General features: G+C 64.9%; 13 protein-coding genes and 1 pseudogene. 7 read left to right on the forward strand and 7 right to left on the reverse strand.

The window, feature by feature from the left end; all coding sequences use genetic code 11:
• Positions 1-309: 309 nt before the first annotated feature.
• The 3 genes from ACVOKO_RS16205 to ACVOKO_RS16215 form a co-directional block, all read right to left on the reverse strand.
• Positions 310-2,229, reverse strand: a complete 1,920-nt coding sequence (locus ACVOKO_RS16205) for a M61 family metallopeptidase (RefSeq protein ID WP_481558683.1) — start codon at positions 2,227-2,229, stop codon at positions 310-312.
• A gap of 296 nt (positions 2,230-2,525) precedes the next feature.
• Entirely contained in the window at positions 2,526-3,710 is a 1,185-nt protein-coding gene (locus ACVOKO_RS16210) for an OmpA family protein (protein WP_346499904.1), read from the reverse strand.
• Positions 3,711-3,788: 78 nt separating this feature from the next.
• On the reverse strand, positions 3,789-4,694 hold the full coding sequence (locus tag ACVOKO_RS16215) for a LysR family transcriptional regulator (RefSeq protein WP_346499905.1): 906 nt from the start codon (positions 4,692-4,694) through the stop codon (positions 3,789-3,791).
• A 125-nt stretch (positions 4,695-4,819) separates the two neighbouring features.
• On the opposite strand from ACVOKO_RS16215, the gene ACVOKO_RS16220 reads away from it, so the two are divergent.
• The 5 genes from ACVOKO_RS16220 to ACVOKO_RS16240 all read left to right on the forward strand — a co-directional run bounded on the left by ACVOKO_RS16220 (position 4,820) and on the right by ACVOKO_RS16240 (position 10,220).
• A complete protein-coding gene (locus ACVOKO_RS16220) occupies positions 4,820-5,686 on the forward strand; it encodes a pirin family protein (protein ID WP_346499906.1) in 867 nt (288 codons plus the stop codon).
• Between the two features lie 169 nt (positions 5,687-5,855).
• Entirely contained in the window at positions 5,856-6,482 is a 627-nt protein-coding gene (ycaC, locus tag ACVOKO_RS16225; protein ID WP_346499907.1) for an isochorismate family cysteine hydrolase YcaC, read from the forward strand.
• Positions 6,483-6,623: 141 nt separating this feature from the next.
• Positions 6,624-8,045: a short-chain fatty acid transporter gene (locus ACVOKO_RS16230; protein WP_346499908.1), complete on the forward strand. Its 1,422-nt coding sequence runs from the start codon at positions 6,624-6,626 to the stop codon at positions 8,043-8,045.
• 374 nt (positions 8,046-8,419) lie between these two features.
• Complete coding sequence (locus ACVOKO_RS16235; RefSeq protein ID WP_430980801.1) at positions 8,420-8,869, forward strand: nuclear transport factor 2 family protein; 450 nt, start codon at positions 8,420-8,422, stop codon at positions 8,867-8,869.
• Positions 8,870-9,047: 178 nt separating this feature from the next.
• Complete coding sequence (locus ACVOKO_RS16240; protein WP_346499909.1) at positions 9,048-10,220, forward strand: DUF3667 domain-containing protein; 1,173 nt, start codon at positions 9,048-9,050, stop codon at positions 10,218-10,220.
• Between the two features lie 127 nt (positions 10,221-10,347).
• Here ACVOKO_RS16240 and rlmF read toward each other — a convergent pair whose 3' ends face one another.
• From rlmF to ACVOKO_RS16260, 4 genes are all read right to left on the reverse strand, one after another.
• Positions 10,348-11,337 carry a 23S rRNA (adenine(1618)-N(6))-methyltransferase RlmF gene (gene rlmF, locus ACVOKO_RS16245; RefSeq protein ID WP_346499910.1) on the reverse strand — a complete coding sequence of 330 codons (990 nt, stop codon included), beginning with the start codon at positions 11,335-11,337 and terminating at the stop codon, positions 10,348-10,350.
• 283 nt (positions 11,338-11,620) lie between these two features.
• Positions 11,621-12,283 (reverse strand): dTMP kinase, encoded by a 663-nt coding sequence (tmk, locus tag ACVOKO_RS16250; protein WP_346499911.1) that lies wholly within the window; start codon positions 12,281-12,283, stop codon positions 11,621-11,623.
• Between the two features lie 88 nt (positions 12,284-12,371).
• Positions 12,372-12,812, reverse strand: coding sequence for a hypothetical protein (locus ACVOKO_RS16255; protein ID WP_346499912.1), 441 nt, complete (start codon positions 12,810-12,812; stop codon positions 12,372-12,374).
• A gap of 124 nt (positions 12,813-12,936) precedes the next feature.
• Complete coding sequence (locus tag ACVOKO_RS16260; RefSeq protein ID WP_346499913.1) at positions 12,937-15,075, reverse strand: prolyl oligopeptidase family serine peptidase; 2,139 nt, start codon at positions 15,073-15,075, stop codon at positions 12,937-12,939.
• Positions 15,076-15,429: 354 nt separating this feature from the next.
• Here ACVOKO_RS16260 and ACVOKO_RS16265 point away from each other — a divergent pair, with 354 nt between their 5' ends.
• Together ACVOKO_RS16265 and ACVOKO_RS16270 are read left to right on the forward strand one after the other, a co-directional pair.
• Complete coding sequence (locus tag ACVOKO_RS16265; RefSeq protein WP_346499914.1) at positions 15,430-17,913, forward strand: DEAD/DEAH box helicase; 2,484 nt, start codon at positions 15,430-15,432, stop codon at positions 17,911-17,913.
• Positions 17,907-19,043: pseudogene (locus ACVOKO_RS16270) on the forward strand (ribonuclease H-like domain-containing protein); the annotation flags it as partial. The gene ACVOKO_RS16265 and the pseudogene ACVOKO_RS16270, both read left to right, overlap by 7 nt.
• Between the last annotated feature and the right edge of the window lie 118 nt (positions 19,044-19,161).

Raw genomic sequence — 19,161 nt, forward strand, 5'->3', positions numbered from 1 at the left:
GGCTTTTGGCTTTTGGCTTTTGGCTTTTGGCTTTTGGCTTTTGGCTTTTGGCTTTTGGCTTTTGGCTTTTGGCTTTTGGCTTTTGGCTTTTGGCTTTTGGCTTTTGGCTTTGTCCCTTCTCCCGCAAGCGGGAGAAGGTGCCCCGCAGGGGCGGATGAGGGGGGCTTTTGGTTTTGCGGTAAAGCCTCTGCCGAGCATGGCTCGGCACTACAGGTATCGCTTGGCTCTGCTTTAGCCCTTCTCCCGCTTGCGGGAGAAGGGCCGTCCCCGCGAAGGCGGGGATGCCCCGCAAGGGGCGCATGAGGTGCTTTATTTGCGGGCGGTGAAGATCGGGGTCAGGTAGTCGGCCTTGCCTTCGATGCGTTCCAGCGTTGGGTAACGCAGGCCATCGTGGTAGTCGATGCTCAGCGTGCGATAGACATCCATTTCCTTGACCAGCAGGCGTACCGGCTGCTTGCTGTCCTTGGCCGCGCGTACCGCTTCTTCCAGTTCGTCGGCGCTGTACTGCAGATCATTCACTGCCAGCACCTGCATGCCGGTGCCAACGCCGGCGTTGAACGCGGCGCTGTCCCAACGCACTTCATTGACGTAACCGGCCGGGCTCAGCGACACGCCCAGCGAATAGATGAAGTTGGCGCCACGGCCCTTCATCATTGCCTTGAAGTAGGCGCTGGGCTTGTCCTTGTAGACCAGCTTCCAACCCGCGGCCTCGATTCCGCCAACCAGGCCGGCGCGATGATCCACACGCTCCCCCAGGAACTTCGACCAGTCGCCGGTGGGCTGCACCTGCTCCAGGGTCGCGGCGACATCTTCGAAGGTATACGTGTCAGGACGTTCCCATTGGCCGTCGTTCTGGCCGAAGAAGGCTTTGGCGAAATCGTCCAGGCTGCGCTTGCCGCCGCTGAGCGTGCGCAGGCGCACATCCGCTTCCAGCCACAGCATCTGCCCGCCCTGGTAGTAGTCCTCGCTCATCTGGTAGCCGCGATAGGGCTTGGGCTTGCGACGGGCGATCACCGGGTCGTTGGTGGTGTCGCCGAGCGAGCGCCACTCCAGACCGGGGCGGTTATCGGCATAGGTGGCCGCCACCATCGCCAGGGCATCGCGCGAGGCTTCCTGCGGGCGGATGCCGGCGCGGGCGGTCAGCACATTGCCCCAGTACTGGGTCTGGCCTTCGTATACCCACAGCAGGCTGCCCTGCATCGGCACGTTGTAGTTCGGCGTGGCCAGGTCGGCCGGGCGGCGGTACTTGCCATCCCAGGAATGGGTGTATTCGTGGCCGAGCAGATCGCTGCTGCCGATCTTCGCATCCCAGCCACTGAAGTAGTCACGGTCTTCGCTGTTCTCGCTGGAGCGCTGGTGTTCCAGGCCGATACCGCCAAGCTGGTTGGTCACCGCGAACAGGAAATCGTAGTGGTCGTAATGCTCGGCACCAAACAGCTTGCGTGCCTGGGTGACCAGCGCGCGGTGTTGTTCAATGTGCTCGGGCTTGGCTTCCAGGTCCTTGGCGCGGTCGGCAAACACATTCAGGCGCACCGGGCGGGTGCCGGCTGGGGCCAGCTCGAACATGCGGTGGTAGCGGCCGGCGAAGACCGGCGAGTCGACCAGGATTTCGAGATTGGTCGGCGCGTAGTTGACGGTGTCTCCAGTGCGGCTGGCCACGGTCAACGCGCTGGCCGCGTCCCAGCCCTGCGGGTAGCGCGCACTGGCCTGGTAGGTGATGGCATGCGCGGCGTGGCCGGCCGGGTACAGCAGCATCGCGTTCCACTGCAGGTTGAGCATGTTCGGCGTCATCACCGTGCGGCCCTGCGCCGAATCGGTGGGGCTGAGGAACTGGAAGTCCATGCGCAGTTCGCTCACGCCCTCGGGCACCTGCACGTTGAAGGTGTAGACATCGAGCGGGTCACGCAGCCACTGCAGGCGCTGGCCGTTGGCATTGATCACCAGGCCGGCCAGTTTCTCGATCTGACCGGTGGGCGAATGGCTGCCCGGCAACCAGGCCGGGTAATGGAAGCGCTGCAGGCCCGGTTGTACCGGCACCGTCTGCCGCACCTTGAACACACGCTGGCCCAGGTCGGTGGCGTCGACCTCCAGGCGGATGGTGCCCGGGTACGCGGCTTCGCTGATCGTCACTCCGCGAGCATCCACGTCAGCCACCTGCGGCGACGCACAGGCCAAACCCATGGCGGCCATCAGGGCCACCCCCAGTACTGCAGGACGGAACACATGCATCAGCAACCTCTCGCTTATCTGAGAGGGCCATGATGCGACAAGCCTGCAGGGCATGACACGGGCCGTTGGTCATCTGTGCGGGTTTTGGCTTTGCGGGTTCTGGTTGTTGTGGGAGCGGTGTAAACCGCGAAGCCTGCAATGCCTGTGGGTTCGGCATTGCTGGTGATCCGCGTCGCCTCGATGTGGATCTGGCTGGCTGCTGCTTCGGAGGGAACAGGGGCTTCGCGGCTTATGCCGCTCCTACACAGCAACAGTGGCTTCGCGGCTTACGCCGCTCCCACAAACAAAGCCTGGATTTACGTGCGGACAAATATCTCCACGCGGCGATTCAACTGCCGGCCGCCTGGGTTGTCTTTACCATCAACCTCATTCGGTGCAACCGGTTGCGATTCGCCATAACCGTGCGCGCTGGCATCGGTAGCGCTGCCGCGCTCGCGCAACGCTGCCAGCACCGCCTGTGCGCGGCGTTCGGACAGGTTCTGGTTGTAGTCGTCACTGCCCTTGGCGTCGGTATGGCCGCGGATCTCCATCGCGCTGGAAGGCACCTTGCCCAGCGCCGTCGCCAGCACATCCAGCACCTTGCCGGCGTCGGGACGGATGACGTCCTTGTCGAAATCGAACAAGACCTTGTCATTGAGGATGATGACGTAACCGCACGGCGCCCCGGAGGGCTTGAACTTGTCCAGCAGCGGGAACTTGCCGGCTGGCGGCAAGGGCGGCAACGGCGCCATCTTCACTTCGCGCGGCACCGCACCGATGGTGCCGGTTCCGTCGCCACGGTTTTCAACGATGCCCTCCGGGCCGCCAATCCATTTGCCCGAACCATCGGCATTGATCTCGATGCTGCCCTCGCCGCCCACCCAGCTGCCCGAACCATCGCCGTGGTTCTCGATGGTGCCAAAGCCACCCACCCAACTGCCGGCGCCCTTGCCATCCAGTTCGATATTGCCGTGGCTGCCCACATAGGTACCGGAGCCATCCGCATTCACTTCGAAGGTGCCGGCATCGTTGACGACGCTCCCGCTGCCATCGGGCTTCACTTCCACCACGCCGTCGCCGGTGACCGCCTGACCGCTGCCATCGGCGCCGATATTGAATACGCCATGCCCGCCTACGCGCTCCAGGTTGCCCTGCGCATCGACATTGGTGAAGCCGCTTTCATTGACCAGGCCACCGTCGGTGGCGCAGTTGGCCGGACGCACGCTGATGCCGGCCAGCGGATCGATCAGCGATTGCATCGACAACTCCAGGCGCTTCTGCGCCGGGCCACTGCCGATGATGCTGGGCACCATGATGGTCGGTATCACCGGGAATTCGATGCTGCCTGCGGTGAGCACTTCGGTGCCGGCGGGTGCTGCTGCCGGGGCTGCCGCAGCGGCTGATTCAGGCGTTGCGACAACGGTTTTATCGGGGGATGGCCCACGCCCGCAGGCAGCGACCAGAACGGTGGCACAGGCCAGTGACACGACAGCAACACGCATGCAGCAACTCCCTTTGTGCGAATTGCATAGTCTTGCCAAGCCGGCGTTCAATTTCCGTGACCATCAACAACTTGCCGCTCAGCACTCATCCAGCGCCGCGAACGATGCGGCCAGGTGATCGATGAACAAACGCACCGACGGCAGCAGGCCACGCCGTGACGGGAACACCGCGTGGATGATCTCCTTCGGCGGTGCCCATCCCGGGGCCACATTGACCAGCTGCCCAGCCTGCAGCGCATCGCGCACGATCATCGTTGGCAACTGCGCCACGCCCACGCCCGCCAACGCTGCGGCCCGCAACGCCAGCATGCCGCGGGTTATCAAGCGGGGATGATGCGGCACTTCGGCAATGGCGCCGTCAGGGCCGATCAGGCGCCAGGCATGCTCGCCCTGCGGCACGCCCAGCGCAACGCTGGGCAATTGATGCAGATCGGCCGGGCCGTGCGCGTGGCCATGCGTGTCCAGCAGCGAGGGTGCCGCCACCAGGCACTGGGTGCGCTCGGCCAGCACCTTCAGCACCAGCTCGCTGTCTTCCAGCGGCGGCGGGCGCACGCGGATGGCGACGTCGAAGCCTTCGGCAATGACATCGACGCGGCGATTGGTGGCGTCCAGGTGCACTTCCACATCCGGGCAGTGCGCCATGAAATCAGCCACCATCGCTGCCACCCGGAAATCCAGCAGCATGGTCGGGCAGCTGACCCGCACCACGCCGCGCGGCTGCGAGCGGGTTACCTCGATCGACTCGGCGGCGGCCTCGGCTTCGACCAGCATGGCCCGGCAGTGGGCGTAGAAGGTCTGGCCGACCTCGGTAACCGAGAAGTGGCGGGTGGAACGCTGGATCAGCCGCACGCCCAGGCGTTCTTCCAGCAGCGCGATGCGCCGGCTGAGCTTGGACTTGGGCTCGCCCAGCGCGCGCCCGGCCGGGGCAAAACCGCCGTGCTCGACCACCTTGGCGTAGTAGTACAGGTCGTTCAGGTCCTGCATGCCGGCTCCAGCGTTCACCAAATAGGACTATGAGACCACTTTTTGCCGACTACCGGCATGATCGTCCCAAATCTATCTTTACTCCAGCGCTGGCGCACTCCCCGCGCCGCCCAAGGAGCAGACAGATGAAGAAGATCAGTGGCCTGTACAGCGCCCCCCGCCCGCATTGGGTAGGTGATGGCTTCCCGGTCCGTTCGTTGTTTTCGTACAACACCCATGGCCGCCAGCTCAGTCCGTTCCTGCTGCTGGACCATGCCGGCCCGGCCGAATTCAGCCCCACCGACACCCCGCGCGGCGTGGGCCAGCACCCGCACCGTGGCTTCGAGACCGTCACCATCGTCTATGACGGCGAAGTGGCGCACCGCGACTCCACCGGCGCCGGTGGCGAGATCGGCCCGGGCGACGTGCAGTGGATGACCGCTGCCTCCGGCATCCTGCACGAGGAGTTCCATTCCGAGGCGTTCACCCAGCGCGGCGGCAAGCTGGAGATGGTGCAGTTGTGGGTCAACCTGCCGGCCAAGGACAAGATGGCCGCGCCGGGCTACCAGAACATCGGCAATGCCGACATTCCGGTGGTGCCGCTGGCCGATGACGCCGGCACGGTGCGGGTGATTGCCGGTGAGTTCGGCGGCCAACGCGGCCCGGCCCGCACGCATACGCCGATGGACGTGTGGGACCTGCACCTGTCGCGTGACAAGCACACCACCCTGCAGTTCGCGCAGGGCCACACCGTGGCGATGGTGGTGCTGCACGGCACCGTGCAGTTCAACGGCAGCCAGCTTGTCCGCGAAGGCCAGCGGGTGCTGTTCGACCGCGCTGCCGGTGAGGTGGAAATGGAGGCAAATGCCGACGCCACCGTGCTGGTGCTGGCCGGCGAGCCTATCGATGAGCCCATCGCCGGCTACGGCCCGTTCGTGATGAACACGCAGGAAGAAATCCGTCAGGCGATGGATGACTTCAACTCCGGCCGCTTCGGTCAGATGGCGGCGTAACGCTTCAAGCCCCTCTCCCTCGGGAGAGGGGTTGGGGTGAGGGCAAACGAAGCCAGCACTCGCTAACAACCCGTGCATTTCAACGTTCAACGATGCATTGCAATCGCACCCTCATCCGCCCCTTCGGGGCACCTTCCCCCGGAGGGGGAAGGAGAATCAGGAGCCTCCCATGAGCAAGCCTTACACCCGCCTCGACAAGGACAACGTCGCCGTACTGCTGGTCGATCACCAGACCGGCCTGCTGTCGCTGGTCCGCGATATCGACCCGGACAAGTTCAAGAACAACGTGCTGGCGCTGGCCGACATCGCCAAGTACTTCAAGCTGCCCACCCTGCTCACCACCAGCTTCGAAGATGGCCCGAACGGCCCCTTGGTGCCGGAGCTGAAAGCACTGTTCCCGGATGCGCCGTATATCGCCCGCCCCGGCCAGATCAATGCCTGGGACAACGAAGACTTCGTCAAGGCGGTCAAGGCCACTGGCAAGAAGCAGCTGCTGATTGCCGGCGTGGTCACCGAAGTCTGCGTAGCGTTCCCGACGCTGTCGGCGCTGGCCGAGGACTTCGAAGTGTTTGTCGTCGCCGATGCCTCGGGCACCTTCAACAGCATGACCCAGCAGGCCGCCTGGAGCCGCATGGAACAGGCCGGCGCGCAGCTGATGACCTGGTTCGGCGTGGCCTGCGAGCTGCACCGCGACTGGCGCAATGACGTGGAAGGCCTGGGCGCGCTGTTCTCCAACCACATCCCCGACTACCGCAACCTGATCACCGGCTACACCAAGCTCATGGCCGGAAAGTAAGCCCGCAACTTGCAACAAGACGCCGCCTGCCCGCAGGCGCCGTTTTTTGCATGAATACGCAGGCACTATCCGAAGGTCCAGTTCCGCGCATCGCCCTTGCCGCGCTACCGTCCCCCGGTTGTTTCCACACGGTAGTAGCCCATGCAATCCACCACCCAAGACACCGCCTCGGCGCGCTTCGCCATCCGCTGCGCGAACTTTGCCGAGCGCTGGTTCCCCGACTCCTGGGTGTTTGCCGCCCTCGCCCTGGCCGCCGTGTCGCTGGCCGCACTGTCCATCGGCGCCGCGCCTACCGAAACCGCCAAGGCCTTCGGTGACGGCTTCTGGAGCCTGATCCCCTTCACCATGCAGATGGCCTTCGTGGTGATCGGCGGCTATGTGGTGGCCTCGTCCGGCCCCGCCTCGCACCTGATCGACCGTTTGGCGCGTGTGCCCAACAACGGCCGCACCGCCGTTGCCCTGGTGGCCATCGTGTCGATGACCGCCTCACTGCTGAACTGGGGCCTGAGTCTGGTCTTCGCCGGCCTGCTGGTGCGCGCCCTGGCACGCCGCAGCGAGCTGAAGATGGATTACCGCGCCGCCGGTGCTGCCGCCTATCTCGGCCTGGGCGCGGTATGGGCGCTGGGCCTGTCCTCGTCGGCCGCGCAGCTGCAGGCCAACCCGGCCAGCCTGCCGCCGTCGATCCTGTCGATCACCGGCGTCATTCCGTTCACCGAAACCATCTTCCTGTGGCAATCCGGCGTATTGCTGGCCGCACTGGTGCTGGTGTCGCTGGTGATTTCCTATGTCACCGCGCCGGCCGCCAACTCCGCAAAGGATGCCGCTGACTGCGGCGTGGACGTCACCACCGATGCGGCACCGGCCAAAACCAAGCCCACCCGCCCCGGCGAATGGTTGGAACACAGCCCCTTGCTGATCCTGCTGCTGGTGGCACTGGCCGCAGGCTGGTTGATCCACGAATTCAGCACCAAGCCGGCCATCCAGGCGATCTCTGGCTTGAACACCTACAACCTGCTGTTCCTGATGGCCGGCGCGCTGCTGCACTGGCGCCCGCGCAGCTTCCTTGATGCCGTATCACGCGCAGTGCCGTCCACCACCGGCGTGCTGATCCAGTTCCCGCTGTACGGCTCCATCGCCGCCATCATGACCACGGTCAACGGCAGCGAAGGCCATAGCGTGGCCCACATCATCTCCACCTTCTTCACCCAGATCGCCAGCCACGACACCTATGCGCTGCTGATGGGCAGCTACTCGGCGGTGCTGGGCTTCTTCATCCCGTCCGGCGGTGGCAAGTGGATCATCGAGGCCCCGTACGTGATGCAGGTGGCCAATGACCTGCATTACCACCTGGGCTGGTCGGTGCAGATCTACAACGCTGCAGAAGCCCTGCCCAACCTGATCAACCCGTTCTACATGCTGCCGCTGCTCGGCGTGCTCGGCCTGAAGGCACGCGACCTGATCGGCTTCACCTTCGTGCAGCTGCTGGTGCACACACCGCTGGTACTGCTGTTGTTGTGGGCACTGGGCGCGACGCTGACCTATACGCCGCCTGTGATGCCCTGATCGATTGCTGCAGTTGTTGAAAGCAGAACGCCACGCAATGCGTGGCGTTTTGCTTTATTGCGACGGTATTGGGCAGATCAAATACGGGGACGCAAAAACACCCCCTCCCAACCTCCCCCTTGGCTCCGCCAAAGGGGAGGAGCAAGGCAGCGCAACTATTCGCCCCTTCCCTTGCGCAGCGCGCAGGGGTGACGAAGGCCTGCGTGCGCGCCACTGGCGCGCGGCCTGATGAACCACCGAAGGCTGTGCGTTCGGGCCGGGCGGATTGGAGAGGCCAGCATTTTATGTTCGCCGAAATCTTGATGACCTCCAGCCCATTGCATCCCCGCCAGTAACTGCCACGATTCCCCAACCATCACCCTCAGGAGCCAGCCATGCGGTCCACTGCACTACGCGTGTTTGTTGTGGGAATGCTCTGCCTTGCTGGCAACGCGATCGCGGCGCCGCCGGATGCGGCCACGCTGCAGGCCATCGAGGCGACGGCTTACGACTATATGGACGGCCAGCTGGAAGGCGATGTGGCGCGGGTGACGCGGGCGCTGCATCCGGATCTGGCCAAGAGGAATGTAGTTGCCAATCCCAATGAAACCCTGGGCCTGGGGCGGATGAGCTCGGATGAGTTGATCCGCTTCACCCGTGACGGCGCATTGAAGACGCCGCGTGAGCAGTGGCAGCGTACGGTGACGGTGCTGCAGGTGGATGCCGATATCGCGACGGTGCGGTTGGAGAGCCCGTGGTTCATCGATCATCTGCAGATGGGCCGGTTTGATGGGCGCTGGGTGATCGTCAATGCCTTGTGGCATCGGAAGGTTCGGGGCGGTTGAGGGTAGCGGGTGGGTGATTGGGGTCTGCTTGCCAGGAGCTTCCCCCCACCCCAACCCCTCCCCCGCAGGCGGGAGAGGGGCTCTACTTCGCTAATTGTTTTTAGCACCTGCCACTGAACAGACTCGGCAAAGCCCGTTATCGTATGCGGCTTCTGCCTGCAGCCCGCCGCGCCCACCCATGAGCCAGACCGATGTCGTGCCCTCCGCTTCAGACCATGGCAGCTGCGAGAACTGCCGCACGCCGCTGCATGGCCATTACTGCCATGGCTGCGGGCAGTCGGCGCATAACCCGCTGAAGAATTTCGGGCACGCGGTCGAGGAGGTATTCGAATCGTTCTGGCATCTGGACGGGCGCATTTTCCGCACCCTGCGCGACCTACTGGTGCCTGGCCGGGTGACGGTCAACTTCCTCAAAGGCCAGCGCGTGGGCTATGTGCAGCCGCTGCGGCTGTTTGTGATCCTCACCATTTTCACCTTCTTCGTCGGCAAGCTGACCCTGCATGCCGATGACTTCGGCACTGGTGGCAACGCCGACCCGGCCTATGCCAAGGCGCAGACCGTGGCCGAAGTGGAAACGCTGCGTGCCGCGCAGATGGCGCAGCTGGAACAGCAGCAAACGAGCAATCCCGCCGCAGCCGCCGGCTTTGCCATGGCCACCGCTGCAATCAATGCGTCGGCGGCCCAGCGCACGGCCGAGATCGAAGCCCACGTGCAGCCCGTGGCCGCCAGCCCCTCGGCGGAAGCACGCGCCAACCGCGCCGCCGCGCGCGCCGCTTCCGGCCAGAGGGGCACCTTCATCAACATCCCGGTCAACGGCAAGCCCTGGGACCCGGAAACCAACCCCATCGTGCTCGATGGCTGGCCGACGTTCGTCAGCAACTGGCTTAACCACCGTCTGGCCAATGGCCAAGCCAATGTCGACCGCATGGGCAGCAAGACGGATCTGTACGTGCAGGCCATCCTCACCGCCCTGCCTGGTGCGCTGTTCTTCCTGATGCCGATCTTCGCGCTGGTGTTGCGCATCGCCTATGTAGGGCGATCGATGGGTTACCTGGAACACCTGGTGGTGGCGCTGTACAGCCATTGCTGGCTTATGCTGGTGCTGCTGACCACCTTCCTCATTGCCGGCATCAGCAGCACGATCGGCAATGCCGTGCTCAGTTCGATCTGCGTCTGGCTGTACGTGCTGCTGTGGTTTGCGGTGCCGGTGTATCTGTTCTGGATGCAGCAGCGCGTCTACGGCGGCAACCCGATACTGACACTGCTGCGCTATACCTTCATCGGCGGCATCTATCTGTTCCTGGTCACCTTCGTGGTGATGTACGCGGTGTTGGCCGGCGTGTCGGCCTGATTCACCTTAGCCCGGTTAAGCACAGCGCACCCGGGAAGCGGCGATCAGAAGTTCTTTCCGGCCGGCCAGCTGACAGCTCCGGGTGCGCTGCGCTTACCCGGGCTACGGTGCTTGTCGGTGCACTGGTTCAAGCCTGCGCTTGCTGCATCCAAGTCTTGCGCTCTGCGCTTGAGTGGAAACTCCAGGCAACAAAGCGGCTCTGCTTGTTGCCCTGTGCCATCGCCACTTCGCGTACCTCGGCGGCGCCGACCTTGCCCAGCTGTTTGTGGAAATCGGCCAGGTGTTCGCTCTTGGCAACCAGCGAACTGAACCACAACACCTGCTGCTGGATATCCACGCTCTCGCGGATCATCCGCCGCAGGAAAGAGGCCTCGCCGCCGGTGCACCACAGCTCGTTGGCCTGACCACCGAAGTTGAGCGCCGGTGCCTTGCTGGTGCGTGCCTGCGCGCCACCCAGATTGCGCAGCTTGCGTTGGCTGCCCTGCGCCGCTTCCTTGGCCGAGGCGTGGAAGGGCGGGTTGCACATCGTCAGCTCGAAACGCTCATCGGCCTGCAGCAGGCCGGCGAACAGATTGCCGCGCGCAGGCTGCAGGCGCAGTTCGATCAAATGATCCAGCCCATTGGCCTGCACATTGGCATTGGCGGCCTGCAGCGCATCCGCATCGATATCGCTGCCGAGGAAACGCCAGCCGTATTCGGCCTGCCCCAGCAACGGATAGATGCAGTTGGCGCCAACACCAATGTCCAGCGCGCGCACGCCCTGGCCGCGAGGAATCACCCCGTTGTTGTCTGCAGCCAGCAGATCGGCCAAGCCGTGCAGATAGTCCACCCGGCCCGGTACTGGCGGGCACAGATAGCCATCGGGGATATCCCAATGCTGAATGCCGTAGTCACTGGCCAGCAGCGCGCGGTTGAGCTCGCGCACGGCTGCCGGATTGCTGAAATCGATGCTTTCAGTGCCGGCCGGCGTGCGGATCAGGTGCGCACGCAAAGCCGGATTCACCGCAACTAGCCGCACCAGGTCATAGCGGCCCTGATGGCGATTGCGCGGATGCAGCAGCGGTTGTGCCGATGCAGTGGCGGGCTTGGCACGTGGGCGTTGAGGCGAAGAAGTCATGTGCTTATGGGATACCAAGAGCGACAAGCCGGAGGCTCTCGTTGTTTGTGGGAGCGGTGTCAGCGGCGAAGCACGTACATCAGCAGATGGCACACGCTGGCGGCGCTTGGACAATCTCAGCCTCGCGGCTTACGCCGCTCCCACACGCGGTGGGATTCAAACATCTGCCTGCAGGAGCGGCGCAAGCCGCGAAGCACGTACATCAGCAGATGACATGTATTGCCTGCACCTGAGGCATTGTCAGCTTCGCGGCTTACGCCGCTCCTACAGATTCAACAGCCTTCTACAGCTCCAGACCCTGCACGTTCTGCAGCAGCTGCGCGCCATCGGCACCCACGCGCAGCGCCAGCGCCGCGGCAATCGCCACATGCGCAGCGCGCAGCACTTCAGCCTCGTTCTGGCTGGCATCGATGAGCTGCTTGTTGGGCAGATCCAGCTGCTGGAAGATCACCCGGCAGCGCTCCAGGTTCTGCGCGGTCTCGAAGTGGTTGGGCTTGTCGCCACGGGCGCGGATGCGCTCCAGCCCCTGTTCCGGCAGCAGGTCGAGCAATAGCAGCAGGTTCGGGCGCGGGGCGAAATCATTGGCCTGCAACATCTGGTCCAGCGGCAACCCGGCGGCGCCCTGGTAGGCCACCATCGACGGGAAGTAGCGGTCGAGGATGACGACCTCACCACGGGCCAAAGCCGGAGCGATCACCTCTTCCACATGCTGGCGACGGTCATGCAGCAGGTATTCCACCTCCTGCTCCGGGCTCAACCGGCCGGTGGCGGCGGTGGCGCGCAGGCGCGTGCCCCAGGGCCCGTTGGTTGGCTCCTTGCCCAGAACGACTACAGCCCCTGCTGCGCGCAGGTGCTGGGCCAAGGTATGGGCGAGCGTGGTCTTGCCGGCGCCATCAATGCCTTCGATGGCAATGAGCAGGCCGCCGGGAATCTGTTGGTTATCCATGGGCGCTACTTTAATCGGATCCGGCCGATACCACACGGCTGGACAGGGCCGCAGCATGGCCAACCGCCATGTCTGGAACAGTCCACCATCAGCGCTCGGGCGCGGTGCAGCCGTTGGCGGCGCAGTACTCGGCGGCCCGCTGGCGCTCATCCTCGGACAGTTCCGGTGGCGGCCGGGCAATGGCGGACTGGATCTGGTCGGGGCCGCCGGTGAGCTTGTTCAGGCCCTGCGCGGCCTTGGTAACCCCGTAAACGATGCCCATCATCACGTAACCGCCGCTCATACCCACCTGTTCGGGCGTGGGTGGCTCGCTCCAGTTCTTGCTGAAGCGATTGGGCGCGGCCTGCACCGGGTTCTTGAAGCGGTACAGGTCCAGCGGCTGGTCGTCTTCGGGCTTGATGGCACGCACCTCGCCCAGGGTGGTGACGTTGTCCTGCGGCGGCACCGCGCTTGTCCCGGCCTGATCCACCGCAGGCGCAGGCTCGGCAGGCGTTGCCTGCTGTGCGTGTGCCGTTCCAGCCAGCATCATCCCTGCCACCACTGCTCCCTGCCATGCGCGTGCTGCCACCACTGCCGCCTCTCGCCGTTACCCGAACAGGCAGGATACGGATACAAGCTTCAGATTTTGTTGCGTGCGCTGAACGTGATCGCATTCACTTCGTGATCGGCGGCGCCGGCATGTCCAGCGCCTGGGCGGCAAACGCCAACCGGTCCGCGCCGGCCTGTACCGCCTGCGATACGCCGCCACCGCCGCCATGGCCAGCGCCCTCCACCACCGACAGCAGCACGGGGACATCCGCAGCAGCAACCGACTGCAGCCGCGCGGCGAACTTGAAGCTGTGCGCCGGCGCTACCCGGTCGTCGGTGTCGGCGGTGGTGATCAAGGTTGGCGGATAGGCCTGGCCGGCGCGCAGGTTGTGGTACGGCGAATAGGCCAGCAGCACAGGCAGCATTTTGGGGTCGTCCGGCGAACCGTATTCTTCCGACCACAAGGCGCCATTGCCGAAGTGCGGGTAGCGCAGCATGTCCAGCACCGCCACATCCGGCAGCGCTGCACCCAGCAGCCCCGGGCGTTGGGTGATCGCCGCACCCACCAGCAAGCCGCCGTTGCTGGCGCCGGAGGCAACCACGCGGCCGGGCGCGGTCCAACCGCGCGCGATCAGTTGATCGGCCGCGTCGAAATAGGCATCGAACACGGCCTGCTTGCGCTCGCGCATGCCGGCCCGGTGCCAGGCCTCACCATATTCGCCGCCGCCGGGCAGGGTGACATAGGCATACAGGCCGCCCATATCCATCCACGCCACGTCTTCGGCCGAGAATGATGGCGTGCTGTTCAGGCCGAAGCCACCGTAGCCACGCAGCAGTACCGGCGTCCGTGATGAGGGCTGCAGGTCGCCACGACGCACCACGAACATCGACAACAACTTGCCATCGCGTGCGCGGAACCGCAGCTGCTCGGTGACATAGTCCTGCGGCGTCACCGACACCGCCGGTTGCCAGATCGGCAACAAGGCCTGTTTGGCCCGCGTATAGCGCCATTGCGCGGTGGGTCTGGCAAACGAGGTGAACTGGAAATCCACGCTGGTACGGTCATCGGCAACGGTGATTGCATGAACGCTGCCCTTGTCCGGCAAACGCACCTCTTCGCGCTTGCCGGTGTCGGCATCCACCAGCAGCACGTGGTCCGCCGCATCCTGCAGCAGCGTCACCACCAGCAGGCTGTCGCTGACGAATGCCTGTTTGATCACCCCGCCATCGCTGGCGAATATTTCCTGCGGCGCTGCCTCGGGCTGGTCGGCACGCACCATCACTACGCGGTCGCCGCGTCCGCCTTCATTGGTCTGGAAGTACAGGCGGTCATCGCGTGCGCCGGCATAGCGGTATCTCACGCCCACCCGTTCGCTGCGCTGGAACGGCCGCCACAGCGGGCCACCGGGCAGCGCGCGGATGCCGACAAAGGCACCGCCGCCGGTATAGCCGCTGTTGATCACCAGCCAACGCCCATTGCCGGACAGGCCGGCCTGGAACAGATGGTCCGGTGTTTCCGGTTGGGCGTAGACCACGCTGTCCTGCGCTGCGGGCGTGCCCAGCACATGCCGGGCCAGATACTGGTCGCGGTTGCCGGCGGTGAACTCGCTGCCCATGGCCGGTTCCGGGAAGCGGGTGTAGTACAGGCTGCGGCTATCGGCTGACCAGAATGCATCGCTGAACTTGTTCCAGCGCAGTTGATCGGGCAGCAACGTTTCGCTGGCGATATCCATCACCTGCCAGCTGCGCCAGTCCGATCCCGAACTGCGGGTGCCATAGGCCAGGTAGCGGCCATCGGGCGAAATGTTCCAGCCCGACAACGCGATACGGCCTTTCGCATCCCAGCGCAGGGGATCGAGCAGACGCCGTGCCGGATGGCCATCAACGGCTAGCCACAGGCTGACCTGCTCATCACCTGCCGCGCGTCCGCTGTAGAACGTGCGGTTGCCCACCCGGCGAGGCAATGACCTGCTCTCCACCTTCGCCAGCGCCTGCAGGCGCGTGACGATGGCAGCGCGCGCGGCAATGCCATCCAGGAAGCGGCGGCTGGTCGCGTTCTGCGCTGCCACCCAGGTGGCAACCGCGGCCGACTGGCGCGGGTCCTGTTCCAGCCAGCGGTAGGGATCGCTGAGGCGCTGCCCGCCGACCCGGTCCTGGACCGGTTGCACCGGTGTGGCCGGATAGTCCAGGCCGCCGGTTGTCGCCCCTGCGGGCGCCACGCAAGCCAGGATGGTCAGCAACCAGACGAAGCAGAAACGGTGCATGCATGCTACCCAGCAAAATGATCCTGCTATCTAGCCATGGCCGCGCAGCGCTGTATTGAACACAGACGCCGGCGGCAATGCGGGGCTCGGCACAAATGCGGCTGGCGTAGCGGAACCGCCTCCCGGCGCCGGCCCCGGCAGCTGCTAAAGACAATCCACTCCCGCCTTCCCTTGCAACCCATTCAGCCGAACATCCGCCGCGGCATCGACCGCAGCCGCACCACTTGCCTCCAGCCTTGCGGCACGGACGGCGCACATCTACGCGGGACAGTATCGGCGTTGCGGTCCATCGGTTTCTCACGGGGTGAGACACCCTTGTGGTTCCATAGTGATCTTTGATCGGCAGTTGCGTGCATGGCGTTTTCCCTCGCTCCCCGCACCGAAGCCAGCGAACGGGCGCTGGCAACCACCGATGGCCTGCCTTCGCGTGATGGCTCGCTGCTCGGCCAGCGCCTGGCGCGGCGTTACAAGGATCGGGTCACCGGCAGCTTCACCATTCCGGGCCGCGAAGGCAGCTATGCGCCCATCCCCGATGACGTGCCCGAGGCGCTGAAGGCGGCCCTGAAGGCGCGCGGCATCGAGCAGCTGTACTCGCACCAGGCGGAGGCTTGGGACGCTACCCAGCGTGGCGAGCACGTGGCCATCGTCACCCCCACCGCATCCGGCAAATCGCTGTGCTACACGCTGCCGGTAGTGAGCGCGGCGATGCAGAGCAATGCCAAGGCCTTGTATCTGTTCCCGACCAAGGCGCTGGCGCAGGACCAGGTGGCCGAGCTGCTGGAGCTGAACCGTGCCGGCGATCTGGGCGTGAAAGCCTTCACCTTCGACGGTGATACCCCCGGCGATGCGCGCCAGGCGATCCGTCTGCACGGCGACATCGTGGTCAGCAACCCGGACATGCTGCATCAGGCGATCCTGCCGCATCACACCAAGTGGGCGCAGTTCTTCGAGAACCTGCGCTATGTGGTGATCGATGAGATCCACACCTATCGCGGCGTGTTCGGCAGCCATGTCACCAATGTGCTGCGCCGGCTCAAGCGCATCTGCGCGTTCTACGGTGTGCAACCGCAATTCATCCTGTGCTCGGCCACCATCGGCAACCCGCATGCGCACGCCGAGGCGCTGGTCGAAGAACGCGTACACGCTATCACCGAATCCGGCGCACCCACCGGCCCCAAGCACGTGCTGCTGTGGAACCCGCCGGTCATCAACCCGGATCTGGGCCTGCGTGCATCTGCCCGTTCGCAGGCCAACCGCATCGCCCGCATCGCGATCAAGAGTGGGCTGAAGACGCTGGTGTTCGCGCAGACGCGCTTGATGGTGGAAGTGCTGACCAAGTACCTGAAGGACATCTTCGACAACGACCCGCGCAAGCCGGCGCGCATCCGTGCCTACCGCGGCGGTTACCTACCGACCGAGCGCCGCGAGGTGGAACGGGCGATGCGCGCCGGCAACATCGACGGCATCGTCAGCACCTCGGCGTTGGAGCTGGGCGTGGATATAGGCGCGCTCGACGTGGTCATCCTCAATGGTTACCCCGGCAGTGTTGCCGCCACCTGGCAGCGCTTCGGTCGTGCTGGTCGTCGCCAGCAGGCCGCGCTGGGCGTGATGGTCGCCAGCAGCCAGCCGCTGGATCAGTACGTGGTGCGGCATCCGGATTTCTTCGCCAATGCCACGCCGGAGCACGCGCGCATTTCGCCGGACCAGCCGCTGATCCTGTTCGATCACATCCGCTGCGCCGCGTTCGAGCTGCCGTTCTTGGCCGGCGAACCGTTCGGCCCGATCGACCCGCTGGTGTTCCTGCAGGCACTGGCCGAAACCGAAGTGGTGCACCAGGAAGGCGACCGCTGGGAGTGGATTGCCGACAGTTACCCCGCCAATGCAGTGAGCCTGCGCGCGGTGGCCGACGGCAACTTCGTGGTGGTGGACCGCAGCGACGGCAAGCAGCAGATCATCGCCGAGGTGGATTATTCCGCCGCCGCGCTCACCTTGTACGAAGGCGCCATCCACATGGTGCAGAGCACGCCGTACCAGGTGGAGCGTTTGGACTGGGACGGCCGCAAGGCTTACGTCACCCGCACGCACGTGGACTATTACACCGACAGCATCGACTACACCAAGCTCAAGGTGCTGGACCGCTTCGACGGCAACGGTGCCGGGCGCGGCGATTCGCACCATGGCGAAGTGCATGTGGTGCGGCGCGTGGCCGGCTACAAGAAGATCCGCTACTACACACACGAAAACATCGGCTACGGCCCGGTCAACCTGCCCGACCAGGAACTGCACACCACCTCGGTCTGGTGGCAGCTGCCGCAGGCCACGCTGCTGCGCAGTTTCGCGCAGAAGCAGGATGCGCTGGATGGTTTCCTCGGCGCGGCCTATGCGCTGCATATCGTCGCCACCGTCGCGGTGATGGCCGATGCGCGCGATCTGCAGAAGGCGGTGGGCAACGGCGACGGTGCCTGGTTTGCGGTGGCCGACCAGACCGGCCGTGGCCAGTTGCGTGGCAACGAAGCCGGCGAAGGCGCGGTGGAGCTGATGCAGAGTTTCGTGCCGACGGTGTATCTCTACGACAACTTCCCCGGTGGCGTTGGCCTCAGCGAGCCGCTGTGGCTGCGTCAGGGCGAGCTGGTAACGCGTGCCCTGGAACTGGTGGAGCGCTGCGACTGCAATGCCGGTTGCCCGGCCTGTGTCGGCCCGGTGCTGGCCGCACAGGAAGAAGAGAAGGGTGAGACACCGCGCTCCTTGGCCTTGAAGGTGTTATCGCTGCTATCGGCCGAGCGCTGTGAGCAGGTACAGGCCGTTGCCGCAGACGAGGCACTCGATCTGCTGCCATGAGCCTCAGCCTGGACAAACTCAAAGCCCTGCGTAAGCAGGCGGGGCTGTCGACGGCGGCTCCTGCAACAGCTGGCGAGCGCCCCCCTGTTGTAGGAACGGCGTCAGCCGCGAAGCCACCGATGGTGGAGGCTGCAGCCGTAATTGTTGCTGCGGATGCGTCCGGTTCTTCGTCGGCTGCGGATGCTTTGCCGGCTTCGCGGCTTACGCCGCTCCTACCCGGATCAGAAGCTGTGTCGGCTTCGCGGCTGACGCCGCGCCCACAAGAGCCGCAGCGCGACGGCTCCGTGTTTGGCTGGGTCGACCAGATCCAGCACAAGCCCGCACAGCCGCAGGATGGCGCTGCGTTGCGTCGTTTGTTGGCTACCCGCAACCGCGCAATCGCACCTGCGGCACCGGTCGAACGCGGGCCGGTGGATCGTGATCTGCCCGGCACCGAGATCGCGCCGGGCCTGCATCTGATCGAAGCCTTCATCCCACAGGCCATTCCCGCTCAGCCCTTGTCACTTGCCTTCAGCAAACGCCCGGAAGAAAGCGTCGCGCCGCAGGATCTATTGTTCTTCGATACCGAGACCACCGGCTTGGCCGGCGGCACCGGCACCCGTGCGTTCATGATCGGCGCCGCCGATTGGCATCACGATGCAGCGCGCGGTGAAGGCCTGCGCGTGCGCCAGCTGTTGATGTCGACGATGGGCGCCGAGAGCGCGATGCTGGACCTGTTTGCCAGCTGGTTGGCGCCGAGCACGGTGCTGTCCAGCTATAACGGCCGCTGCTATGACGCGCCGTTGTTGAAGACGCGTTATCGGCTGGCGCGGCGTGGCGATCCGATCACGGCGTTGGATCATGTAGATCTGCTGTTCCCCACCCGCCGTCGTTATCGCGGCACCTGGGAAAACTGCCGCCTGGCAACCATCGAACGGCAACTGCTGTTGATCGCGCGCGAGGATGACCTTCCCGGTTCGGAAGCGCCTGCAGCTTGGCTGGGTTACCTGCGCGGTGGCAGCGCGCGCAATCTGCGCCGTGTCGGTGAACACAATCACCAGGACGTGGTGACCTTGGCGCAGCTGTTCCTAAGACTGGTGCAGGCCGAAGCGGATGAGCGGGCGGAGTTGGCGTTGGAGGCTGAGCGCTGAGCTTCTGTTCTTCGCACATTGCTGCGACGAACTTACCCCTCCCCAGCCCTCCCCTTGGCTACGCCAAAGGGAGGGGGTCAAGCCTTGCTCCCTCCCTTTCGCCGAAGGCGAAGGGGAG

The organism is Stenotrophomonas sp. STEN240 (assembly GCF_056756175.1).